Annotated in this window: 18 protein-coding genes; 15 read left to right on the top strand and 3 right to left on the bottom strand. The window is 71.2% G+C overall.

The window, feature by feature from the left end:
• Positions 1–40: 40 nt before the first annotated feature.
• On the bottom strand, positions 41–1534 hold the full coding sequence (locus ACFQ53_RS15340) for an FGGY-family carbohydrate kinase (RefSeq protein ID WP_377861155.1): 1494 nt from the start codon (positions 1532–1534) through the stop codon (positions 41–43).
• Positions 1535–1720: 186 nt separating this feature from the next.
• Between ACFQ53_RS15340 and ACFQ53_RS15335 the strand changes: the two genes are divergently transcribed.
• The 13 genes from ACFQ53_RS15335 (at position 1721) to putP (ending at position 17245) form a co-directional block, all read left to right on the top strand.
• Complete coding sequence (locus tag ACFQ53_RS15335) at positions 1721–2659, top strand: sugar-binding transcriptional regulator (protein WP_249477436.1); 939 nt, start codon at positions 1721–1723, stop codon at positions 2657–2659.
• Positions 2660–2779: 120 nt separating this feature from the next.
• A complete protein-coding gene (locus ACFQ53_RS15330) occupies positions 2780–3868 on the top strand; it encodes a zinc-binding dehydrogenase (protein WP_377861153.1) in 1089 nt (362 codons plus the stop codon).
• 207 nt (positions 3869–4075) lie between these two features.
• On the top strand, positions 4076–4741 hold the full coding sequence (locus tag ACFQ53_RS15325; protein ID WP_377861151.1) for a DUF2291 family protein: 666 nt from the start codon (positions 4076–4078) through the stop codon (positions 4739–4741).
• Positions 4741–6306: a sugar ABC transporter ATP-binding protein gene (locus ACFQ53_RS15320; protein ID WP_377861149.1), complete on the top strand. Its 1566-nt coding sequence runs from the start codon at positions 4741–4743 to the stop codon at positions 6304–6306. The genes ACFQ53_RS15325 and ACFQ53_RS15320 overlap by 1 nt, the downstream gene beginning before the upstream one ends.
• A gap of 76 nt (positions 6307–6382) precedes the next feature.
• Positions 6383–7597, top strand: a complete 1215-nt coding sequence (locus ACFQ53_RS15315; RefSeq protein WP_377861147.1) for an ABC transporter permease — start codon at positions 6383–6385, stop codon at positions 7595–7597.
• Between the two features lie 65 nt (positions 7598–7662).
• Entirely contained in the window at positions 7663–8658 is a 996-nt protein-coding gene (locus ACFQ53_RS15310) for a D-ribose ABC transporter substrate-binding protein (RefSeq protein WP_200503303.1), read from the top strand.
• Positions 8659–8831: 173 nt separating this feature from the next.
• Entirely contained in the window at positions 8832–10178 is a 1347-nt protein-coding gene (locus ACFQ53_RS15305; RefSeq protein WP_377861145.1) for an RbtT/DalT/CsbX family MFS transporter, read from the top strand.
• 52 nt (positions 10179–10230) lie between these two features.
• The gene (locus ACFQ53_RS15300) at positions 10231–11013 is read left to right on the top strand and encodes an SDR family oxidoreductase (RefSeq protein ID WP_377861143.1); all 783 of its coding nucleotides are present in this window, start codon (positions 10231–10233) and stop codon (positions 11011–11013) included.
• 67 nt (positions 11014–11080) lie between these two features.
• Entirely contained in the window at positions 11081–12796 is a 1716-nt protein-coding gene (locus ACFQ53_RS15295) for a dihydroxyacetone kinase family protein (protein ID WP_377861141.1), read from the top strand.
• A gap of 108 nt (positions 12797–12904) precedes the next feature.
• Complete coding sequence (locus ACFQ53_RS15290; protein ID WP_377861139.1) at positions 12905–13375, top strand: ribose-5-phosphate isomerase; 471 nt, start codon at positions 12905–12907, stop codon at positions 13373–13375.
• Positions 13376–13648: 273 nt separating this feature from the next.
• Positions 13649–15016 carry an MFS transporter gene (locus ACFQ53_RS15285; protein WP_377861137.1) on the top strand — a complete coding sequence of 456 codons (1368 nt, stop codon included), beginning with the start codon at positions 13649–13651 and terminating at the stop codon, positions 15014–15016.
• 10 nt (positions 15017–15026) lie between these two features.
• A complete protein-coding gene (locus ACFQ53_RS15280; protein WP_377861135.1) occupies positions 15027–15509 on the top strand; it encodes an NUDIX domain-containing protein in 483 nt (160 codons plus the stop codon).
• A 167-nt stretch (positions 15510–15676) separates the two neighbouring features.
• The gene (putP, locus tag ACFQ53_RS15275; protein ID WP_377861166.1) at positions 15677–17245 is read left to right on the top strand and encodes a sodium/proline symporter PutP; all 1569 of its coding nucleotides are present in this window, start codon (positions 15677–15679) and stop codon (positions 17243–17245) included.
• A 115-nt stretch (positions 17246–17360) separates the two neighbouring features.
• On the opposite strand, the gene ACFQ53_RS15270 is transcribed toward putP, so the two are convergent.
• Both ACFQ53_RS15270 and ACFQ53_RS15265 read right to left on the bottom strand, forming a co-directional pair.
• Complete coding sequence (locus tag ACFQ53_RS15270; RefSeq protein ID WP_377861133.1) at positions 17361–18296, bottom strand: alpha/beta fold hydrolase; 936 nt, start codon at positions 18294–18296, stop codon at positions 17361–17363.
• Between the two features lie 67 nt (positions 18297–18363).
• Entirely contained in the window at positions 18364–18609 is a 246-nt protein-coding gene (locus ACFQ53_RS15265) for a hypothetical protein (RefSeq protein WP_249477422.1), read from the bottom strand.
• 138 nt (positions 18610–18747) lie between these two features.
• Between ACFQ53_RS15265 and ACFQ53_RS15260 the strand changes: the two genes are divergently transcribed.
• Positions 18748–21063, top strand: coding sequence for an ArnT family glycosyltransferase (locus tag ACFQ53_RS15260; protein ID WP_377861131.1), 2316 nt, complete (start codon positions 18748–18750; stop codon positions 21061–21063).
• Positions 21060–22421 carry a glycosyltransferase gene (locus ACFQ53_RS15255; protein WP_377861130.1) on the top strand — a complete coding sequence of 454 codons (1362 nt, stop codon included), beginning with the start codon at positions 21060–21062 and terminating at the stop codon, positions 22419–22421. The genes ACFQ53_RS15260 and ACFQ53_RS15255 overlap by 4 nt, the downstream gene beginning before the upstream one ends.
• Positions 22422–22910 lie beyond the last annotated feature (489 nt).

Genomic DNA, 22910 nt, shown 5'->3' with positions numbered 1-22910 from the left:
CCCGCCGGGGCCCGCCGGGGCCCGCAGTGATCGACGCAGGTCAGTCGGCCGCGCGCCGTGCGAGGTCGTGGACGATGCCCTGCGTCGCCGGGTAGAGCGCGCGGAAGGAGGCGTAGAGGTCGTCGTAGGCGCCGTCGGCCGCGGGGTCGGGGCGCACCACGTGGTCGCACGGGTTCCAGCCCTCGGCCGCGGAGAGCCCGCTCAGGCGCGCCGCCATCCGGGCGACGCCGTAGGCGGCGCCCACCGTGTGCCGCGGGATCTCCTGGGCGACGCCCGTGACGTCGGAGACGATCTGCGGCCACAGCCCGCCCTGCGTGCCGCCGCCCACGGCGACCACCCGCCGGGGGCGCACGCCCGCCGCGGCCATCTCCTCGAGGTGGTGGCGGACGCTGAACGCCGCGGCCTCGAGGGCGGCCCGGTAGAGGTCGCCGCGGGTGTGGGAGAGGGTGAGTCCGGCGATCACGCCGCGCGCGCCGGGGTCCATGATCGGCGAGCGCTCGCCCGCGAAGTAGGGGAGCATCAGCAGGCCGCGGGCGCCGGGGCCGCTGCGCTCGGCCTCCGCGATGAGGGTCGCGTGGTCGGCGTCGCCGGTCAGGTCCCGCACCCACGAGGTGATCGCGCCCGAGGTGGAGGTGCCCCCGGTGAGCGCGTGCGTGTCCTCCCTCGTGAGCCCGGCCGAGGCCCACAGGGTGCGGCTGCGGCACGGCTCGCTCGTGGTCGCGATGAGGAACATGGTGGTGCCGTACATGACCATGAGGTCGCCCGGGGAGTCGGCGCCCACGCTCACCGCCTCGGCCCAGGCGTCGATCGTCCCGGTCGCGACCGGGGTGCCCGGGCGGATGCCCGTGAGCCGGTGCGCGGCCTCCTCGGTGACGCTCCCCGCCTGCTCGGCGGGCATGCGCAGAGCGGGCATCTCGACACCCGGCAGGAAGCGCTCGCCCAGCTCCTCGTCCCAGGAGCGGGTGCGGGGGTCGTAGAAGGGAGCGGTCTGGCTCGCGCTCGGATGGTCCAGCACGTACTCGCCGGTCAGGCGGTGGACGAGGAACGAGGAGGGCATGAAGAAGCGCCGCGTGCGACGCGCGGAGTCCGCGTGCTCCTCGAGCGCCCACATGATCTTCGGCCCCGCGGCCTGCGAGCTCAGCGTGAGTGAGCAGCGCTCGAAGATCTCCTCGGTGCCGAGCGCGTCCTCGAGCTCTCGGATCTGGGCCGACGCGCGCGAGTCGACGCCGTAGAGGATCGCGGGCCGCACGGCCTCGCCGACCGCGTCGGCCGGGACGACGGACGGGCCCATGCCGGAGACGCCGATCGCGGCGACCTCGACATCCCCCGGGGCGAGCAGCTCGTCGGAGATGGAGACCAGTTCGCGCCACCAGACCTCGGCGTCCATCTCGACGTGTCCGGGATGGGGGCGGGAGACCGCGTGCTCGCGCACCGCGCGCCGCACGACCTCGCCGCCGGCCGTGACCAGCACGCCCTTGCTCGCCGAGGTGCCCACGTCGAAGCCGAGGACGACCTCGGGATGGGGCTGGGGCATGCGTTCCTCCGGCTTCTTCGCTCTGGCGGCGGGCGGGCGGTGTGCGGGTCTCGGGACGGCTCCGGCAGCGGGGCCCGTTCACCTGCGCGTCACCCGCTGTTGACCCGCGCGTCACGACGCTCCATCCTGCCACGGGGGCCATGCCCCTACAATCTCGGAGAACTGCGGCGTGCGGAAGGAGTCACGGTGCTCGAGACCGACATGGATCTCCCCCTCCTGCACCGCGCAGCGACGGCCTACTACCTCGACGACCTGCGACAGGCCGAGGTGGCCGAGCGGCTCGGCATCTCCCGTCCCACGGTCAGCAAGCTGCTCACCGAGGCGCGGCGCATCGGCATGGTGCGCTTCGAGGTGCTCGACCCCTCGGCAGTCGACGTGCGCTCCCTCGCGGGCCAGGTGCGGGACCTGCTCGGCGTGCGCGAGGTGCGCGTGGCACCGGGCGACCAGCACGAACGGGACTTCAAGGGTCTCGGCGAGCTGCTCGGCGAGGAGCTGCGCGCCCTCGATCTCGGCTCCGGCGAGGCGCTGCTGCTCTCCTCGGGGAAGACCGTCCACGCCGTCTGCGACTCTCCCGGCCTGCCGGACCTCTCGGGCGTGGTCGTCGCCCCGACCGTCGGCGGTCAGCAGGAGAGCGACCCGTGGTTCCAGACCAACGAGCTCGTGCGCCGCTTCGCCGACCGCACCGGGGCGACGCCGCGGTTCATGTTCGCCCCGGCCCTGCCCAGCGCGAGCCTGTGGGAGTCGCTGCAGGCCGATCCGAGCTACCGCGAGATCACCGACCTCTGGGACCGGGCACGGGTCGCGGTCACCGGCGTCGGCGCGCCCTACCGCTCGCGGTCGAGCCTGACCTCGGTGGTGCCGCGCGGCGACTCGTCGCTCGCGCGCGCCGAGGGCGACATCTGCCTGCACTTCCTGGATCCCGCCGGTCGCGAGGTCGGGTTCCCAGGGGCCGACCGCCTGGTGCGCCCGAGCCTCGAGCAGCTGCGCCGGATCCCGCACCTGGTGACCGTCGCCGCGGGCGCGGAGAAGGCCCCCTCGATCCTCGCCGCGAGTCGCGCGGGGCTCGTCTCCACCCTCGTCACCGACGCCGCGACCGCCGAGGCCGTGCTGGCCGCGGCGCTCTGACCGGGGTCGGCCGACTCCGCACACACGTCGCGAACAAATGTGTTTGACGTTTGTGCTCGCGCCTCCTAGTGTGAGCCACGACATCACGCTGACCGGGCGTTTCGAAGGAGAAGATCGGTGATGAGCGAGTTCCCGAAGACCATGAAGGGCGTCGTCATGCACGCGCCGGAGGACTACCGCCTGGAGGACCTCGACGTCCCCGAGCCCGGACCCGACGAGCTGCTCATGAAGGTCGAGGCCGTGGGCGTGTGCGCGAGCGACCTCAAGTGTTACCACGGCGCCACCAAGTTCTGGGGCGACGAGAACCGCGAGCGCTGGGTCCAGCCCGGCATCACCCCGGGCCACGAGTTCGTCGGAGAGGTCGTCGCCGGCTCCGACGAGGCCCTCGCACTGCACGGCGTGCAGGTCGGCGACCGCATCGCCTGCGAGCAGATCGTGCCCTGCGGCGAGTGCATGTACTGCCAGCGCGGCTGGTACTGGATGTGCGGCCCGCACGACATGTTCGGCTTCAAGCACTACGACGGCGCGATGGCCGAGTTTATGATCGTGCCGCCGCTCGCGCGCGCCCACAAGGTCGACAAGTCCGTCCCGCCGCACCACGCCGCGTTCTCCGAGCCGCTCTCGTGCTCCCTGCATGCCGTCGAGCGCGCCCAGCTGACCTTCGACGACGTGGTCGTCGTGGCCGGCAGCGGCCCCATCGGCCTCGGCGCGATCATCGGCGCCGTGCACAAGAACCCGAAGATGGTCATCGCCCTCGACTTCGACGACCACAAGCTCGAGCTCGCCAAGAAGTGCGGCGCCGACCTCACGCTGAACCCCTCGAAGGTCGACGTCTACGAGGAGATCCGCAACCTCACCGGCGGCTACGGCGCCGACGTCTACATCGAGTGCACCGGCCACCCGAGCGCCGTCAGCCAGGGCCTCACCCTGCTGCGCAAGCTCGGCCGCTACGTCGAGTACTCGGTGTTCAAGGACAACGTGTCCGTCGACTGGTCGATCATCTCCGACGACAAGGAGCTCGACGTCCTGGGCGCGCACCTCGGCCCGCACTGCTGGCCCGCCGCGATCAAGATCATCGAGTCCGGTGAGCTCCCGCTCGACGACATCTGCACCCACCAGTACCCGCTCGCCGAGTTCCAGGAGGCCCTCGACAAGGTCGGCGACTCCGCGGGCTCCTCGGTGAAGGTGTCCATCCTCCCCGGTCGCTGAGCCGGACCAGGCCCCTCCCGGACGGCGGCGCCGGGCGCGATCATCGCTGATCGCGTCCGGCCGCGCCGACCCAGTCCTCCCGTCGGCCGCTGCGCCGGCGCCCCGCGGCTCACCGCCGAGCCGCCCGAGCATCCCGCTCGTTCCTCCTCCCTCCTCCTGCGCCCCGGGTCATCGACGACCCCGGCGCCCGCACAGGAAGGCTGCTCCATGACGAGCACCGCCCCCGCCGCGCGCCCTGCCGCACGCCGCGCGACCATCCCGAAGAAGAGGCACCTCGGCCGCTGGATCGGCGTGATCATCGCCGTGCTCGCGGTGATCCTCGTCGTCGCCGGCACCAAGGTCGTGCCCGACGGCCAGGAGGTCGCCTCCGGCCCCGCCGCCTTCGACAAGGCCACCTACGGGCCCAAGACCTTCCCGACCATCCAGAAGGGCATCGCCGAGAAGGCCGTCGCCGCGCCCGACCTCGCGACGTCCATCGAGAAGGACCCCGAGGCCGCGAAGAAGGAGGGCGTCGAGTCCGCCGGCAACACCGTCTACGCGACGACCTTCACCGGGAAGGTCCACGACTGCGAATCCGGCATCTGCGAGGTCGCCGTCGACGGCATGCCGAAGGACGTCAGCGTGCGCATGCAGGTGGGCCCCGCGATCAACGGCACCGATCTGAGGGATGCGACCGGGACGCTGGGCTTCGGGCAGTTCACCAACCAGATCGAGTACCAGGACGCGGGCGCGGCGCTCAACGAGGAGATGAAGAAGCAGGTCCTCGATCCCGCGGGCGACCTCGACGGGAAGACCGTCACCGTCACCGGCGCCTTCACCGCGATCAACCCGCAGGGCTGGCTCGTCACGCCCTCGGACCTGGAGGTCTCGTGATGAGCGCCGACGCGGTCGACGGGGTCGACGGGGCCGCCGGGCGCGAGGACACCGGCGACGTGGTCCTCGAGGCCCGCGAGGTCGTGAAGACCTACGGCGGCACCCGCGCGCTCAAGGGCGTCGACTTCACCGTGCGCCGGGGGAGCGTCACCACCCTGTTCGGGGAGAACGGCGCCGGCAAGTCCACGCTCATGAAGATCCTCTCCGGGGTCGAGCAGCCCACCTCGGGGCAGATCCTGTTGGACGGGGAGCCGGTGACCTTCGCGGACACCACTGAGGCCCGCGAGCACGGCATCGCGATCATCCACCAGGAGCTGAGCCTCGCCCCGAACCTCTCGATCCGGGACAACATCTTCCTGGGCCGGGAGATCTCCGGTCCCCGCGGCGTCGACTTCGCCGAGGAGCGCCGGCAGACGGCCGCCCTGCTGCAGGAGATGCGGCTGGACGTGGACCCGTCCACGCTCGTCGGCGACCTGCGGGTGGGACAGCAGCAGATCGTCGAGATCGCGCGCGCCCTCTCGATCGACGCCCGCATCCTCATCATGGACGAGCCGACCTCCGCGCTCGCCGCCCGCGAGGTCGAGATCCTCTTCGAGATCATCGAGTCGCTGACGTCGCGCGGGGTCTCGATCGTCTACATCTCCCACCACCTCGAGGAGGCCCTGCAGGTCACCGACCGCGCCGTGGTGCTGCGGGACGGTTCGATGACCGCCGCGGGCGATCGCGCGGACATCGACCTGCCGTGGATCGTGCGGCACATGGTGGGCGAGCACTTCGACCTCGGCTCCCCGCCCACGGGCTACGAGCTGGGAGATCCGGTGCTGCGCATCGAGGACCTCACTGTGCGCGACCCCGAGAACCCCGAGCGGGCCGTCGTCGACGGCCTCTCGCTCGATGTGCGCCGCGGCGAGATCGTGTGCCTGTACGGGCTCATGGGCGCCGGGCGCACCGAGGTGCTCGAGGCCGTCGCCGGCAGCGGCGAGGTCGCGGGCGGCCGCATCCTCCACGAAGGGCGCGCCCTGGACCAGGAGACGATCGGGGAGCGGATCGGCCGCGGCATCGGCCTGGTGCCCGAGGACCGTCAGCGCGAGGGCCTCGTGCAGACCATGGACGTGGGCCAGAACCTCACCCTCGCGAGCATCCGCCAGTTCCTGCGCCGCGGCCTGCTCTCCCGCTCGAAGGAGAGCGCGCTCGCCGAGCGCATGGTCCGCGAGGTCACCGTGAAGACCTCGAGCCCGCGCGTGGCCATCGGCGCGCTGTCGGGCGGCAACCAGCAGAAGGTCGTGATCGGCAAGATCCTCGCCACCGACCCCGAGGTGCTGCTGCTGGACGAGCCCAGCCGGGGCATCGACATCGGTGCGAAGGCCGAGGTCTTCGCGCTGCTCGCCGAGAAGGCCCGCGAGGGCCTCGCCGTGCTCTTCACGACCTCCGAGGTCGAGGAGTGCTTCAGCATCGCCCACCGCATCGTCGTGCTCCGGCGCGGTCGCATCTCCGCCGAGTTCGAGCCCGGCACCGCCGACAAGTCCGACGTCATGGCCGCCTCCGGCGAGGCCGTCGCCCTCTGACCCGCTCCCGGAGCCGCACCCGCCCGGACCCGCTCCCGCCCGCCTCCCGCCTCATTCCCGCGAACGGATGACTCCCATGACCTCCACCACCGCCACGGCAGCACCCCGACGGGGCCTCGACATCTCGAAGCTGCTCGTCGAGGGCCGCGCGTTCCTCGCGCTCGCCCTCATCATCGTGGTGTTCTCGCTGCTCTCCCCGAACTACCTGACCGTCGACAACGTGCTGATCATGGCCTCGCACGTCGCGATCTACGCGCTGCTGAGCCTGGGCATGCTGCTCGTGGTCCTCACCGGCGGCATCGACCTCTCCGTGGGCTCGACCCTCGGATGCACCGCCGTCATCGCGGGCTTCCTGCTCAAGGGCGTGCCCCTGCACTTCCTGGGCGTGACCCTGTACCCCAGCGTGCCCGTCGCGGTGCTGGTCTCCGTCGCGCTCGGCGCGCTCATCGGACTGGTCAACGGGGTGCTCGTCGCGAAGTTCAAGGTCGCCCCGTTCGTCGCGACCCTGGGCATGCTCTACGTCGTGCGCGGCGCCGCGCTGCTGATGACCAACGGCCGCACCGTCAACGACCTCTCGGGCGACGAGTCGCTGGGCAACACGGGCTTCGAATGGCTCGGCTTCAACCGCCTGCTGGGCATCCCCGTGGGCGTGCTCATCATGGTCGTGGTCGCCGCCGTCATCGCGCTCGTGCTGGGGCGCACCACCTTCGGCCGCTGGCTGTACGCGACCGGCGGCAACGAGCGCGCCGCCCAGCTCTCCGGCGTCCCCGTGCGCACGGTGACCGTGTGGGTCTATGTGGTCTCGGGCCTGTGCTCGGCGGTCGCGGGCCTCATCCTCGCCTCGACCCTGACGAGCGCGAGCCCCACCGCCGGCAACACCTACGAGCTCACCGCGATCGCGGGCGTCGTCATCGGCGGCGCGGCCCTCTCCGGCGGCCGCGGCACCGTGCGCGGCACCCTCCTGGGCGCCTTCGTCATCGGCTTCCTCTCCGACGGACTCGTCATCATCGGCGTCTCCGCCTACTGGCAGACGGTCTTCGTGGGCGCCGTCATCGTGATCGCCGTGCTGCTGAACTCCCTGCAGTACGGCCGCCCGGGTCGGACCGGCCGCCGCTTCGGCGCGGCACCGGGGACGGCGAAGGGCGATGAGGCGGTGAAGGCCGACGGGTCCGCGAAGGTCGACGGGGCGGAGCCGTCGGTCCCTGCTGCGCGGTCGGCCCCGGAATCCCCCGACGGCCCCGATGCCTCCGCTGCTCCCGATTCCTCCGACACCCCTGACAACCGGTCGTGACCCGCGACCGGATCCCCTCTCGCGATGTCCGCGTCGGACGCGCGCCCCTGGAAAGGACACCCACCATGGAACGCAGGATCTTCCTGACCGCTCTCGGCATCGGCGCCGCGACGGCCGGACTCGCCGCCTGCTCGAGCGGCTCGGACGACGCCTCCGGCTCGGACGGCGGAAGCGGCGGCAGCGGCAAGGCCGGCGGGCTCATCACGATCATCGTCAACGACCCCTCGAACCCCTACTGGAAGACCGAGGGCGACGTCGCGGCGGCGAAGGCGAAGGAGCTCGGCTACACGACCACCGTCGGCGCCCACAAGGGCGACACCAACACCGAGAACACGCTCGTGGACACGGCGATCTCGAACAAGTCCGTGGCGCTGATCCTGGATCCGGCCAACGCCGACGGCTCGATCGGCACGATCAAGAAGGCGAACCAGGCCGGCATCCCCGTCTTCCTCGTCAACGCGGAGGTCAACGAGGCCGGCGTCGCGAAGTCCCAGCTCGTCTCCAACAACGCCCAGGGCGCCGCGATCGGCGCGCAGGAGTGGGTGAAGCGGATGAAGGAGAAGGGGAAGTACGTCGAGCTGTTCGGGCTGCCCTCGGACAACAACGCCCAGACCCGGTCCAACGGCTACGAGACCACGATCAGCCAGTACCCGGACCTCAAGAAGGTGGGTCAGGAGGTCGCCGACTGGGATCGCACCAAGGGGCACGACAAGGCGCAGTCCCTGCTGCAGGCGCACCCCGACATCGACGGCATCATCTCGGGCAACGACGAGATGGCGCTCGGGGCGATCGCCGCGCTCAAGGAGGCGAACGCCTTCGACGGGATCGTCGTGGGCGGCTTCGACGGCTCTCCCGACGCGGTGGACTCGATCAAGGCCGGGGAGCTCGCGTACACGGTGCTGCAGCCCGTCGCCCAGTTCGCCGCGAAGGCGGTCGAGATGGCCCACGCGCTCGTCGCCGACGGCACCGAGCCCGAGCAGGAGAAGCAGGCCTTCGACTGCATCCTGATCACGGAGGACAATGTCGACAAGATGACCGAGGCCTTCACCTACAGCGGCTGAGGAGGCGGTCCCTCCAGCGGTCCGGGCGCACGCGAAGGCACCCGGGCCGCTCAGCCCTGCGCGGCCCGAACATTTGTGCTTGACGTATGTTCGGGTGGGTCCCTAGTGTCTGTCACGGCGGCAGCGCCTCGCGCGCGCCGCCGAGCCTGTGACCCACACGAAGGAGTGTCCCCATGAGCGCAGCCGAACCGGCAGCTCCCCCCGTGACCGGCGGCGAGCGCGAGTCCTTCCTCGATCGGCTCGGGATCCCGCACCCGCTGCGCTGGGGCTTCCTCGGCGTGCTGATCTTCATGACCGGCAACGGCGTCGAGTCCAACTTCGTCTCCCCGCACATCGCGAACACCTTCGGCGGCGGCGACGACAAGACCAATCTCGCCGCGACCATCATCGCGATGTACAGCCTCGCCGTGCTCGTCGGCTCCTACCTCGCCGGCGCCCTCTCCGATCTCATCGGCCCGCGCCGCGTGATGGCGATCGGCTTCGGCGTCTGGGTGGTCTTCGAGCTCGCCTTCCTCGGCTCCCTGCAGCTCGAGTCGACGTTCCTCGTCGGCGCCAGCTACTTCCTGCGCGGGTTCGGCTTCCCGCTGTTCGCCTTCGCCTTCCTGGTGTGGATCAACCACGTCGTGGACAAGGAGCGCAACGGTGCCGCGGTCGGATGGTTCTACGTCATGTTCACCGGCGGCCTGCCCACCCTGGGCTCGCTCGTCGCCTTCTTCTTGATCCCCAGCTTCGGGGGCGGATTCCTCGGCGAGAAGTGGACGATGCTCGCCTCGACGGTGATCGTGCTGATCGGCTTCCTCATCGCCCGCTTCGGCGTCCACGAGGAGCACGGCTCGCGGCGTCTGGCGCCCGCGGGGGAGTCGGGGGCCGGAGTGATCCTCTCCGGACTGCGCCTGACCTTCACCAACGGCCGCATCGCCATGGGCTTCCTGACGCGCCTGATCAACACCGCGCCCGAGTTCGGCATGTTCATCATCCTGCCCAACGTCATCTACGGGACGGCCGACCAGGGCGGACTGGGCTGGAGCCAGTCCCAGTGGCTCGTGATGACCACGATCGTCTACGCCGGCAACATCCTGTTCAACGCCGCCTTCGGTGCGCTCGGCGACAAGGTCGGCTGGGTGAAGACGGTGCGCTGGTTCGGCATCGTCGGCTCGGCCATCGGCCTGCTGCTGTGGTGGTACGTCCCGCACATGGTCCCGGCGGGCTCCGACTGGGGCTTCGCGGTCTCCGTCGCCGCGGGCACCGTCTTCGGCATCCTGCTCGCCGGCTTCGTGCCGCTGGGCGCGATCATGCCGGCCATCGCCCCCAAGGAGAAGGGCGCCGCGATGGCGATGTACACGACCGCCGCGGGCGGCGCGACGTTCTTGGGCAGCGCCGTCGTCGCGATCGTGCGCCCGTGGGGCGGCAACGTCGGCGTGGTCTGGGCCTTCGTGCTGCTCTACGCCTGCGCCTTCACCATGACCTTCTTCCTCAAGGTCCACCAGCCGCGCCTGCACGGGCCGGTCGTGGAGGACTGACCTCCGCCCACGGACCCGCACGCACCCCGGCACCCCACGGAAGGAACACCCGATGTCCACCAGCACAGACCTCTTCGATCTCAGCGGCAGCGTCGCCCTCGTCACCGGCGGCGCGAAGGGCCTGGGACTCGCCATGGCCAAGGGCCTCGCCGAGCACGGCAGCGACCTCGCGCTCGCCGACATCGACGACGCCACCGGCGAGAAGGCCGCCGCAGAGCTGTCGGAGGCCACCGGCCGCACCGTGCGCTACTACCACTGCGACGTCATGGACCTCGCCGAGGTCGACGCGCTCGTGGACCGGGTCGTCGCGGACCTCGGGAAGATCGACACTCTGCTCAACAATGCGGGGCGCACGATCCACCAGCCCCTCGAGGAGGTCACCGAGGAGAACTGGCGTGCGGTCATGGGGCTGAACCTCGACGCCGTCTTCCACGTCATGCAGTCCGTGGCGCGCCACATGCTCGAGCGGGGCAGCGGCAGCATCATCAACACCGGCTCCATGAGCGGCATCATCGCGAACATCCCGCAGAAGCAGGCCTCCTACAACGCCTCGAAGGCGGCCGTCCACAACCTCACCCGCTCCGCGGCCTGCGAGTGGGCCGAGCGCGGGCTGCGCGTGAACGCGATCGCGCCGGGTTACATGCGCACGGAGCTGACCCGCGGGTTCTACGAGGAGGGCGGTCCGCAGATCGACCAGTGGAACCTCATGACGCCGATGAAGCGGCCGGGCGAGCCCCATGAGCTCGCCGGCGCCGCGGTCTTCCTCGCCTCGCAGGCCTCCACCTTCGTCACGGGCTCGGTCCTCAGCGTCGACGGCGGCTACACCGCCGCCTGAGGCAGCGACCGTCGGCCCCGAGCACACCTCCTGATCCGTTCCTCCCTCGCAGAGAGCAGACCACCCCATGACCTACCTGTTCGATGATCCGAAGAAGTTCCCGGCCGCCGCGGTCGAGGGACTCGTCGCCGCCCATCCCGAGGAGCTCACTCAGGTCCACGGCGGCGTGGTGCGCCGCGACGCGACGCCCGAGGGTCAGGTCGCGCTCGTCGTCGGCGGCGGCTCGGGCCACTACCCGGCCTTCGCCGGCTGGGTCGGCCCGGGCTTCGCCCACGGCGCCCCGTGCGGCAACATCTTCTCCTCGCCGTCCTCCGACCAGGTGTACTCGGTCGCGCGCAACGCCGAGAACGGCGGCGGCGTGATCCTCGGCTTCGGCAACTACGCGGGCGACGTCCTGCACTTCGGCGTCGCCGCGGAGAAGCTGCGCGCCGAGGGCGTGGACGTGCGCATCGTCAAGGTCAGCGACGACATCGCCTCGAACTCCGAGGAGAACCACCGGGACCGCCGCGGCATCGCCGGCGACCTCGTGGTCTTCAAGGTCGCGGGCGCCGCGATCCAGGGCGGCGCGGACATCGCCGAGGCCGAGCGCCTCGCCTGGAAGGCGAACGACGCCACGCGCTCCCTCGGCGTCGCCTTCGACGGCTGCACGATCCCCGGGGCCGACGAGGCCCTGTTCCACGTGCCCGAGGGGAAGATGGCCATCGGCCTGGGCATCCACGGCGAGCCCGGCATCGACGAGGTCGACATGCCCAGCGCCGAGGACCTCGCCCGCCGCCTGGTCGACGGCGTCCTCGCCGAGACCCCCGAGCTGGACTCGACGCGCGCCGCCGTGGTCCTCAACGGCCTGGGCACCGTGAAGTACGAGGAGCTGTTCGTCGTCTACGCGCACGTGGCGCGGATGCTCGGTGAGGCGGGGCTGACGATCGTGCGCCCCGAGGTGGGCGAGCACGTGACCAGCCTCGACATGGCTGGTCTGTCCTTGACGGTCATGCGCCTTGACGAGGAGCTCGAGGAGCTCTGGCTCGCCCCGGCCGACACCCCCGCCTTCCGCCGCGGCGTGGTCGTCGAGGGGCCGGCGGGCGAGGAGCGCGGCGAGATCTACACCCCGGGCGAGGACCCCATCCCCGACGCGTCCGAGGACTCCCGCGGCAGCGCCGCGCGGATCGTCGAGATCCTCGCTGACCTGCAGGAGAAGCTCGAGGAATGGGAGCCCGAGCTCGGGAAGATGGACGCCGTCGCCGGCGACGGCGACCACGGACAGGGCATGGTGCTCGGCGTGCGCGCCGCCCGTGCCGCCGCGGAGAAGGCGGCCGACGGAGGCGCGGGTGCACGCACCGTCCTCGTCCAGGGCGGCTCCGCCTGGTCCGCCGAGGCCGGCGGCACCTCCGGCGCCCTCTGGGGGGCCGCGTTCACGAGCCTCGGCAGCGCGCTCGCGGACGACACCGCGGTCACCCCCGAGCAGCTCGTGGCCGGGATCGTGCAGGCCATCGAGGCCGTCGAGCGCCTGGGCGGCGCGAAGGTCGGCGACAAGACGATGGTCGACGCGATGGTGCCCTTCCGGGAGTCCCTCGAATCCGCGGGCACCCCGGAGGACCTCGCGGCCGCAGGCGCCGCGATCTCCACCGCAGCAGCGGCGGCGGCCGAGGCCGCCGAGGGCACCAGCGACATCGCCGCCCACCTGGGCCGCGCCCGGGTGCTCGGCGACAAGTCCGTGGGCACGCCCGACCCGGGAGCAGTCTCGTTCTCGCGGATCGTCGCCCGCCTCGGCGAGCAGCTCGCCTGAGCACGCCGGGTCCGGGCCGTCGGACCTCACGGGACCACCGCCCGGCGCTGCACGGATAATCGTCCCGAACCCCATACCCCGCATCACGAGCAGGAACAGGAGCAGAACATGGCACTGAGGATCGTCGTCGGCGGAGACAACGCCGGATTCGGATACAAGGAAGAGTTCAAGAAGGTCCTCGAGGCCGATGAGCGCGTGGAGTCCGTGACCGACGTGGGCGTCACCGGCCGTGAGGACGGCACCTACTACCCGAACGTCGCGGTCGAGGCCGCCGAGCTCGTCGCCGCCGGTGACGCCGACCGTGCGCTGCTGGTCTGCGGCACCGGTCTCGGGGTCGCGGTCGCGGCGAACAAGGTCAAGGGCATCCGTGCGGTGACGGCGCACGACCTGTACTCGGTGCAGCGTTCGGTGCTGTCGAACAATGCGCAGGTGCTGTGCATGGGTGAGCGCGTGATCGGCCTGGAGTCCGCGAAGGCCCTGGTGGACGTGTGGCTGGACCTGGAGTTCGACCCGAACTCGTCGTCGGCCGCGAAGGTCGACGCGATCTGCGCCTACGACGGGTCGCTCGAGGAGAACTGACCCGCGGGCCCCGCGATGACCGCCGGCCCGTGAGGACAGCGGGCCCGACGAATGGTCAGGTTCCGTGCCGGGAACGCGATGTTCCGGCACGGAACCTGACCATTCGTGCATGGGGCCCGATCCTGAGGCTCGGCCGCTCCGTGCCGGTCCCGCGTGATCCGGCGCCGTGCGCCCTGTGGCCCACATCGCCCGGGCGTCCACCCGTGCGCCCCGCGAGCTTAGGGTGACCTGACCTGTGCTCGATCCCGGCACGGGACCCGTGAACGGAGCACCATGCCCGCAGATCCCACCCGGCCCGTCGGCGTCCCCACGGCCGACGCCGCGCCCCAGTCCGTCGTCGGCGCCACCTCGGCCGGACCCGCCGACCCCCGCGAGGCGCGCCGGGTCACCTGGGCCTCGCTCGTCGGCACCTCCCTCGAGCAGTTCGACTTCTACCTGTTCGCGTACTTCTCGGCGTTCTTCGTCGGCCCGCTGTTCTTCGAGCCGCTCGGTCCGGCCGGGGCGACCCTCGCCTCCTTCAGCACGATCGCCGTGAGCTTCGTGATCCGGCCGCTCGGCGCGATCGTGTTCGGGCACATGGGCGACCGGCTCGGCCGGCGCGCGACGCTGCTGTGGACCGTCGGGATCATGGGCGTCGCCACCGGGCTCATCGGCCTGCTGCCCTCCTATGCGCAGGCGGGCTGGCTGGGCGCGATCGGCCTCGTGGTGCTGCGCCTGGCCCAGGGCCTCTCTCTGGGCGGGGAGTGGGGCGGCTCGGTGCTGCTGGCGGCCGAGCACGCGAAGCCCCTGCGCCGCGCGCTGTACGCGGCGATCCCGCAGCTGGGCTCGCCCGTCGGCTCGATCCTCTCGGCCGCCGTCTACCTGGTTCTGATCGCCGCGGTGCCCGAGTCCGCGATCGCCGACTGGGCCTGGCGGGTGCCGTTCCTGCTCGCGTTCCCGCTGCTGCTGGTCTCGCTGTACCTGCGGATGCGCGTCGACGAGACGCCCGTCTTCACCCGGCTGAGGTCCGACGGCTCGCGCGACCGCGTCCCCGTGCTCGACATGCTGCGCTCGCGGCCGCTCGCCCTGGGGACCGCGGTGCTCGCGGCGCTGCTGGGCATCGGCTCGTACTCCCTGATGAACACGTACACCATGAACTACGGGGCTGAGCAGCTGGGCTATCCCTTCCTGCAGCTGCTGACGGCGACGACCATCGGCTCCCTCCTGCAGCTGGTGACGATCCCGCTGTTCGGCCTGCTCGCCACGCGCATCGGCTCGGCCCGCGTGGTGGGCATCGGAGCGCTCGGCACCGCGCTCATCGCCCTGCCGATGTACGCGCTGCTGCCCTCGGCGACCTTCGGCGTGCTCGTCGCGATGATGGTGATCGGCGGGATCCTTCCCACCATGTCGTGGGCGGCGCTCGGCGGACTCATGAACGACCTGTTCGAAGGGCGCTTCCGGTACTCGGCGCTGTCCTTCGCCTACGCGATCGCCGCGACCCTCAGCGGCTTCGTCCCCCTGCTCACCGCCGCGCTGGGCGGCGCCACCGGCCAGGCCTGGTGGCACCCCGCGCTCGTGCTCATCGCCCTCAGCCTCGCGACGCTCGTGGGGGCGCTCGGCGCACGACGGGCGGGTGCGTCCGCGGGCCGCTCGGGTCTGTGAGGATGGCGCCATGAACGAGCTGCTCCCCGATGCCGTCTACTTCGACTCGCTCCCGAAGGTCATCACGTCGGGCGCGGTGATCCTGTGCGACGAGCACGGCCGCGTGCTCATCGAGAAGCCGAACTACCGCGACCACTGGCTCCTGCCCGGCGGGGGCGTCGACCCGGGGGAGGACGCCCGCGCATGCGCCCATCGAGAGGTGCGCGAGGAACTCGGCCTGGATCTCCCCATCGGCCGCCTGCTCGCCGTGCACTGGGTGCCCTCGCGGGCACGTGTCGGGGCTCCGATGGGCGCGCACTTCCTGTTCGACGCGGGCGTCGTCCCGGCCGCGCGGCTCGAGGCCGACGTGATTCCGCAGGCCGCGGAGCTCGACGACTGGATGCTCGCGGACGCGGAGGAGCTGGACCTGCTCGGTCCGTGGGGCGCGTCACGCGCACGGCGGGGACTCGCCGTGCTGCGGGGAGACAGCGAGGTCGATCTGCTCGCTCCGTGATCACACCGCTGTGACCAGGAGGAGCCGGGCGTGATCGCGAGGCGTCTCACAGGCGCCCGGGCCGTCCGGAGCGGGGGAGAACGGGGGAGCCGCGGTGACGCGCGCCTCCTTATGCCGCTACCGTGCAGGGCATCCCTGTCCCTGTCCCCGACCAGAACGGCACGGCAATGGACCTCACGTTCAAGCTGATCGCGCTCGCGATCTACTTCCTCGCGATGCTCGGCATCGGCTTCTACGCCTTCCGCAAGACGAAGGGCGGCGACGAGTACATCCTCGGCGGTCGCCAGTTGCACCCCTTCACCGCGGCCCTGTCCGCGGGCGCCTCGGACATGTCCGGATGGCTGCTCATGGGGCTGCCGGGCGCGCTCTACATGAGCGGTCTGGTCGAGGCGTGGCTCGCCGTCGGCCTCACCGTCGGTGCGGCCCTCAACTGGATCCTCGTCGCGCCGCGTCTGCGCCAGTACACGCAGATCGCCGACGACTCCCTCACGGTCCCGAGCTTCTTCGGCAACCGCCTGTTCGACCGCACGCGCGCCCTGCGCATCGTTGCCGGGCTCGTGATCCTGGTGTTCTTCACCTTCTACGTCTCCTCCGGCATGGTCTCCGGCGGCGTGTTCTTCCAGTCCTTCTTCGGCGGCCCGTACCTCGTCGGAATGCTCCTGGTCGCCGGCGTCACCGTGCTGTACACGCTGTTCGGCGGCTTCCTCGGCGCGACCTACACGGACGTCGTCCAGGGCGTCATCATGCTCATCTCGCTCATCGTGGTCCCCGCGGTCGCGATGTTCTCCGTGGGCGGCCCCGTCGAGATGTTCGATTCCGTGCGCCAGGTCAACGCCGACTTCGCCTCCATGACGAGCGGTGCGACCGCCATCGGCGTGATCTCCTCGCTCGCCTGGGGCCTGGGCTACTTCGGCCAGCCCCACATCATCGTGCGCTTCATGGCGCTGCGCTCCTCGCGCGACGCGAAGTACGGCGCGACCTTCGGCGTGGGCTGGATGATCATCTGCGTGCTCGGCGCGATCTTCACCGCCCTCGCCGGACTCGCGTACTTCCAGCAGAACGGCGACGCCCTGCTCACCGACAAGACCAACGGCGAGTCGGTCTTCCTCGACCTCGCGCAGATCATGTTCCACCCGCTGCTCGCGGGCATCCTGCTGGCCGCGGTGCTCGCCGCGATCATGTCGACGATGTCGAGCCAGCTCGTGGTCACGAGCTCCGCGCTCATCGAGGACATCGTGGGCGCGTTCAACCGCTCGATCGGCCCCGCGGCCAAGCTCTGGGGCGGACGCGCCGGCGTCCTCGTGATCTCGCTGATCGCCGCGCTGCTCGCTCTGGACCCCTCGAGCTCGATCCTGGACCTCGTGTCCTTCGCCTGGGCCGGCTTCGGCGCCGCCTTCGGGCCCCTCGTGCTGCTGTGCCTGTTCTGGCGCCGCCTGACGATGCCCGGCGCCCTCGCCGGCATGATCGTCGGTGCGATCGTGGCGTTCTGGTGGGGCGGCGGCCTCGGCGCCGAGGCGCCCGACGTCGCCTGGAACCTGTTCGGCGGGGAGCACCTCTACGAGATCATCCCCGGCTTCGTGCTCAACCTGCTGGTGGCGGTCGTCGTCTCGCTCGTGACGCCTGCGCCGCCGGCCAGGGCCCGCGAGCAGTTCGACGAGATGTTCGCCTCCCTCAAGACGGGCACCATCGCGCAGAAGCCGGCCGACGAGGCCCCGGAGTCCGCGCCGAGCGTCTGACGCCCGGCCCGGTCCGGTCCCGACCGGTCTCCGGTCCGACGGCCCATTGCACGAGGGCGCCGCATCCTGAACGGATGCGGCGCCCTCGTCCGTTCCCGCAGGCTGCGGAGCGTCGTCAGCCGGCGACGCGCTCCACCAGGGCGACGATCTCGTCCGCGACCTCGTCGCGGATCTCGGGCTCGTTGTGCACCTCGTGGCGGAAGCCCGTGTACACGCGGGTGGTGACATCGCGCGTCCCCGACTCGACCAGTGAGGTGGCCACGCCGTACGCGCCCTCCCCGAAGCCGCCCACGGGGTCCTGGTCTCCCGAGAGGATCAGCACGGGCAGGCTGCGGGGGATGCGCGCGGCCCATTCGGGCGCGTTCGCCTCGTCGTAGAGCCCCACGAAGTCCCGGACGAAGCGCAGGGACATGGGCGTCCCGAAGCCGTTGAGCGGGTCGGAGCCGTGGTCGCGCACCACGTCGCGATCGCGCGCGACCCAGTCGGTCGGCCCGCGCACGTCGTCGTAGCGGTCCAGGAAGCCGTCGAAGAGGCTCGGCAGGAAGGATTCGCCGCTGCTCGCGCCGTCGCCCGCGCCGATCGCCCGGTCCAGGGCGTGGCGGTCGAACGTCCGCATCGAGCGCATCCCGGCGGCGATCCCGCCGAGCGCCAATCCGGCCAGGCCCTGCGGGTGCCGCGCGGCCTGCGCGCGGGCGATCATCGAGCCCCAGCTGTGGCCGAAGACGACGTACGGCAGCTCGGGGAACATCGAGGTGACCTTCTCGCGGAGGGTCTCCTCGTCGGCGATCACGGTCTCCAGGCCGTCCTCGCCGGTGTCCGCCCAGACGCCTGAGGCGACGGCCGTGGCTCCGTGACCGGCATGGTCGTCGGCCGCGACCACGATCCCCGCATCCAGGAGACGCGCGATGAGCCGCTGGTAGCGCCGCGAGTGCTCGCCGAGCCCGTGCTCGATCTGCACGACGGCGCGCGCGGGGGCCACGGGGACGTGGATCCAGGCATGGATCTCGTCGCGTCCGTTGCGGGAGGGGAACGTGAACTCGTGCAGGGCCATCTCGTCTCCTTCGGCGGGGGTGCGGCTCAGGCGAGCGTAGCCCGCCGGGGGCGACGTGCACCGGGACTCAGGGTTCGAGGGTGCGCCGGTGCCGGCCCGCCGCGTCCGCACGGGGCTCCTCGGAGCGCTGCTCATGGGAGACCGCGAGCGCCGCGCCGATGGCGGGCTTCGCACCCGCCCAGGCAACGGGGGTGCGCGCGGGCGAGGTCGTGGGCTCGGGGGCCGGGTCGGCGAGGGCCTGCTCGGTCGTCGTCTGCGCGGCCTCCTGCACGACGTGGACGGAGGCGGTCATCGAGGTGTCGATCATGTCCATGACACGACGCTCGCCCGCGGGGCTATGGATCCGCTGTGACCGTGCTGTCGCCGGGCGGTGAGGTGAGGCGCCCGGCACATACGCGCACCATGCCCGGGGCACAGCAGATCCATAGGCCCGGCCGGAAGTCTTCCCGCCATGACCACCACCGATGAGAAGCGGACCGGGGACGGTTCGAGCCCCGGGTCCTCACCAGACGATCGGACGACGCCCGCCGCCGACGGGGCGGCGAGCCCGGGCGCGGCGACCGCGAAGCCCCCGCACCGGCTCGAGGCCGCGCGCAGGCGGGTGCTCGACGAGTCGCCGCGGACGAGCCTCGCCCTGCTGGGGCTGCTCGTGGCGACCGGGATCCTGTACTTCTGGAACCTCAGCGCCAACGGGTACGCGAACTCGTTCTACTCCGCGGCCGTGCAGGCGGGGTCCCAGTCCTGGAAGGCGTTCTTCTACGGCTCCTCCGACGCGGCGAACTCGATCACCGTGGACAAGCCGCCGGCCTCGCTCTGGCTGATGGCGCTCTCCGTGCGCCTGTTCGGGCTGAACACGATCGCGATCCTGCTGCCGCAGGTGCTCATGGGCATCGGCACCGTGCTCCTCGTGGACCGCACGGTGAAGCGGTACTTCGGCGTGGGCGCGGGCCTGGTCGCCGGCGCCGCGATGGCGATCACCCCGGTCGCGGTGCTCATGTTCCGCTTCAACAATCCCGACGCGCTGCTGGTGATGCTGATGGCGCTCGGCGCCTGGGCGACCCTGCGCGCGATCGAGAAGGGCTCGATCCGCTGGATGGCCTTGGTGGGCGTGTTCATCGGCTTCGGCTTCCTCACCAAGACGCTGCAGGCGTTCCTGGTCGTGCCCTTCTTCGGGCTCGCCTTCATGCTGTTCGCCGCGACCACGTGGCGCCGACGCGTGCTGGGCCTGCTCGCCGCGGTCGGCGCGCTCGTCGTCGCCGGGGGCTGGTGGGTCGCGATCGTCGAGCTCGTGCCCGAGAGCTGGCGGCCCTTCATCGGCGGCTCCCAGAACGACTCGTTCCTCGAGCTGACCTTCGGGTACAACGGCCTGGGCCGGATCAACGGCGAGGAGACCGGATCGGTGGGCGGCGGGGGGCCCTCCTCCGGGGAGACCGGGCTCGCCCGGCTGTTCTCCTCGGACCTGGGCGGCCAGATCTCCTGGCTCATCCCCGCCGCGCTGATCCTCGTGGTGCTCGCGCTGTGGATGGGCCGACGAGCTCCGCGCACCGACATGCGCCGGGCCTCCCACATGGTGTGGGGCGGCTGGTTCCTCGCCACCTTCCTGACGTTCTCCTTCATGGCCGGGATCTTCCACCAGTACTACACGGTGGCCCTGTCGCCGGCGATCGCCGTGATGGTCGGCGCCGGAGCGGGGGAGCTGTGGCAGCGCCGCAGCACCTGGCTCGCCAGGATCGGGCTCGCGCTCGCCGCGCTCGCCACCGGCGTCTGGGGCTTCGTGCTCCTCCAGCGCCAGACGGAGTACGGGCAGTGGCTCGCGATCCTCGTGCTCGCCACGGGCATCCTCGCCGCGCTCGGCGTGCTCTTCGCCCACCGCATGGGCAGGGCGCTGCTCGCTGCCCTGCTGGCCAGCGCGATCGTGAGCGCCGGGGCCGGCCAGGCAGCCTACGCGGTGAGCACGGTGACCACGGCCAAGACGGGCTCGATCATCACCGCGGGGCCGACGGTCTCCAGCGGCATGGGAGGCATGGGCGGCGGACCCGGCGGCATGGGCGGAGGCCCGGGAGGCCAGGGCGGCGGCCAGGGCGGACCCGGCGGAGGCCAGGGCTTCCCCGGCGGCCAGGGCCAGACCGGGCAGACCGGCCAGAGCCAGACCGGGCAGGGCACGACAGGCCAGAGCCAGAACGGTCAGAACCAGAACGGCCAGGGCGGAATGGGTACTCCTCCCGGCCAGTCCTCCCAGTCCCAGCAGGGCCAGTCGAGCCAGGGGCAGCAGTCCCAGCAGGGCCAGTCGCAGCAGGGCCAGATGCCGTCGGCCGGCGGTGCCGAAGGAGCCATGGGCGGCGGTCCCGGCGGAGGCGGGGGCGGCGGCATGAGCGGACTGCTCGACGCCACCGAGCCCGACCAGGACGTCGTCGACGCCCTCACCGCCGACGCCGATCAGTACACCTGGGTCGCCGCGGCCGTCGGCAGCCAGAGCGCCGCGGGCATGCAGCTCGCGACCGAGGAGCCGGTGATGGCCATCGGCGGGTTCAACGGATCCGACCCGAGCCCCACCCTCGAGCAGTTCCAGCAGTACGTCGAGGACGGCCAGATCCACTACCTGCTCGCCAGCAGCGGCTTCGGCCAGCAGAACGGCGGCTCCGACTCCGCGAGCGAGATCGTCGAGTGGGCGAGCGAGAACTACAAGGAGGTCACCATCGGAGACTCCACGTTCTACGACCTCACCCAGCCCGTCTCGAGCTCCACGAGCACCCAGGAGGCGTCATGACCCTGGACCTCGCACGAAGCGCGGGCAGCCTCTCCGCCGGGGCCGACGACGCGGACACCGCCCCGGACTCCCGCGCCGGGGGCCACGACCCCTCGGCGCAGACACCCCAGGACCAGCCCCAGGCGCGTCCCCTGGTGAGCGCGGAGCCCGGGACCACGGTGCTGGACGTGGTGGTCCCGGTCCTCAACGAGCGGCACACGATCGAGGCGTGCGTGGAGCGCCTGGACCGGCACTTGCGCTCGACCTTCCCGTACCCGTTCCGGATCACGGTCGCGGACAACGGCAGCACGGACGGCACGCGGGAGATCGCCGCCGAGCTCGAGGAGCGGATGCCCGATCGGGTGCGCGCCGTCCACCTGGACCGGAAGGGACGCGGGCGGGCGCTCAAGTCCACCTGGTCCGCGTCGGACGCGCTCGTCCTCGCCTACATGGACGTCGACCTCTCGACGGACCTCGACGCCCTCTGGCCCCTCGTCGCGCCCCTCATGTCGGGGCACTCGGACCTCGCCATCGGCACCCGCCTGCACCGCTCGTCACGAGTGGTGCGTGGGACCAAGCGCGAGTTCATCTCCCGCTGCTACAACGCCGGGCTGTCGGTCGCGCTCGGCGCCGGCTTCACCGATGCGCAATGCGGGTTCAAGGCGATCCGCGCCGACGTCGCCCGGGAGATCCTGCCCCTCGTCGAGGACCCCGCCTGGTTCTTCGACACGGAGCTCCTGGTGCTCGCCGAGCGCAGCGGGTTGCGCATCCACGAGGTGCCCGTCGACTGGTACGACGACCCCGACTCCCGGGTGGACTTGGTGGGGACGGCCCTCGACGACATCCGGGGCGTGCTGCGCGTCCGAGGCTCGCTGCGCTCGGGGGAGCTCGAGGTCGACGGGATCCGTGGCCGACTGGGACGGACCATGCCCTCGGGGCAGACCGGCGGACAGGTGATGCGCTTCGCCGCCGTGGGAGTCGCGAGCACGCTGCTGCATCTCGCTGGCTTCGCCGCCCTGCACGGACTGCTCGGCATGGGAGCGCAGGCGGCGAACGTCCTCGCGCTGCTGGTCGCGACCATCGTGAACACGAGCGCCAACCGCTCCTGGACCTTCGGGATCCGTGAGCGCGAAGGGGCCCTGTGGCATCAGCTCCAGGGCCTGGCCCTGCTCGTGCTCACCTGGGCGCTCAGCGCCGGCGCGCTCCTGCTGCTCGACAGCACGTGGCCGCAGGCCCCCACCGCCGTGCAGACGGTGATCCTGGGCGGCTCGATGGTGATCGCGACGGTCACCAAGTTCGGCGTCATGCGCCGCTGGCGCAGGGACGGCGCCACGCAGGGACCCGATGCCGCCAGCGGGCACGGAGGCGGTGTCCGGTAGGCACAAGTGCCCAGGACCTGAGGGCACCGTGAGGGCCCTCAGGCTCGGACGGGGCCGAGCGCCCCACGTCACGTGGTGCAGAACACGCTCTGACCAGGGGCTGTGGAGTTGACGTGGGGGCTCGGGGTGCGTAAGTTATTACCTCGTGCCCGGCCGACAGGTTCGGGGGATCGGAAATGTTGTTTCTGGTTTCTCGGATGGGATCGGGTGCTCCGGTTAATCTAATAGTCAGTTTCGGCGGTAGCCCAGATCACAGGGTGCCGAGTTGACATGGGGAACCGGTTGCTCCTAAGCTTTAGGGGTTGCCTCGGAGAGAAGGCCCGGAAGGGTGCGGATCGCTGAGTGCGCGTGTTGTTTGAGATCTCAATAGCGTGTCTGTTTGTTGATGCCAAATTTTTTGTTTTGGCATGACGGATGATGTAGCAGATTTATATGAATGTGCTAGTCGTTTGTTTTGTCGGGATTATAGTTTTTCATTTTTTGATGGAG

Source organism: Brachybacterium sp. NPDC056505, assembly GCF_042794925.1.
GTDB lineage: Bacteria > Actinomycetota > Actinomycetes > Actinomycetales > Dermabacteraceae > Brachybacterium > Brachybacterium kimchii.
This window is presented reverse-complemented; position numbering and strand designations above follow the sequence as displayed.

What these genes read in the sequence shown, in the direction of transcription:
- ACFQ53_RS15340 (WP_377861155.1), bottom strand. Translation starts at nt 1,534, where the DNA reads ATGCCCCAGCCCCATCCCGAGGTCGTCCTCGGCTTCGACGTGGGCACC.
- ACFQ53_RS15330 (WP_377861153.1), top strand. Translation starts at nt 2,780, where the DNA reads ATGAGCGAGTTCCCGAAGACCATGAAGGGCGTCGTCATGCACGCGCCG.
- ACFQ53_RS15325 (WP_377861151.1), top strand. Translation starts at nt 4,076, where the DNA reads ATGACGAGCACCGCCCCCGCCGCGCGCCCTGCCGCACGCCGCGCGACC.
- ACFQ53_RS15320 (WP_377861149.1), top strand. Translation starts at nt 4,741, where the DNA reads ATGAGCGCCGACGCGGTCGACGGGGTCGACGGGGCCGCCGGGCGCGAG.
- ACFQ53_RS15315 (WP_377861147.1), top strand. Translation starts at nt 6,383, where the DNA reads ATGACCTCCACCACCGCCACGGCAGCACCCCGACGGGGCCTCGACATC.
- ACFQ53_RS15310 (WP_200503303.1), top strand. Translation starts at nt 7,663, where the DNA reads ATGGAACGCAGGATCTTCCTGACCGCTCTCGGCATCGGCGCCGCGACG.
- ACFQ53_RS15305 (WP_377861145.1), top strand. Translation starts at nt 8,832, where the DNA reads ATGAGCGCAGCCGAACCGGCAGCTCCCCCCGTGACCGGCGGCGAGCGC.
- ACFQ53_RS15300 (WP_377861143.1), top strand. Translation starts at nt 10,231, where the DNA reads ATGTCCACCAGCACAGACCTCTTCGATCTCAGCGGCAGCGTCGCCCTC.
- ACFQ53_RS15295 (WP_377861141.1), top strand. Translation starts at nt 11,081, where the DNA reads ATGACCTACCTGTTCGATGATCCGAAGAAGTTCCCGGCCGCCGCGGTC.
- ACFQ53_RS15290 (WP_377861139.1), top strand. Translation starts at nt 12,905, where the DNA reads ATGGCACTGAGGATCGTCGTCGGCGGAGACAACGCCGGATTCGGATAC.
- ACFQ53_RS15285 (WP_377861137.1), top strand. Translation starts at nt 13,649, where the DNA reads ATGCCCGCAGATCCCACCCGGCCCGTCGGCGTCCCCACGGCCGACGCC.
- ACFQ53_RS15280 (WP_377861135.1), top strand. Translation starts at nt 15,027, where the DNA reads ATGAACGAGCTGCTCCCCGATGCCGTCTACTTCGACTCGCTCCCGAAG.
- putP (WP_377861166.1), top strand. Translation starts at nt 15,677, where the DNA reads ATGGACCTCACGTTCAAGCTGATCGCGCTCGCGATCTACTTCCTCGCG.
- ACFQ53_RS15270 (WP_377861133.1), bottom strand. Translation starts at nt 18,296, where the DNA reads ATGGCCCTGCACGAGTTCACGTTCCCCTCCCGCAACGGACGCGACGAG.
- ACFQ53_RS15265 (WP_249477422.1), bottom strand. Translation starts at nt 18,609, where the DNA reads ATGGACATGATCGACACCTCGATGACCGCCTCCGTCCACGTCGTGCAG.
- ACFQ53_RS15260 (WP_377861131.1), top strand. Translation starts at nt 18,748, where the DNA reads ATGACCACCACCGATGAGAAGCGGACCGGGGACGGTTCGAGCCCCGGG.
- ACFQ53_RS15255 (WP_377861130.1), top strand. Translation starts at nt 21,060, where the DNA reads ATGACCCTGGACCTCGCACGAAGCGCGGGCAGCCTCTCCGCCGGGGCC.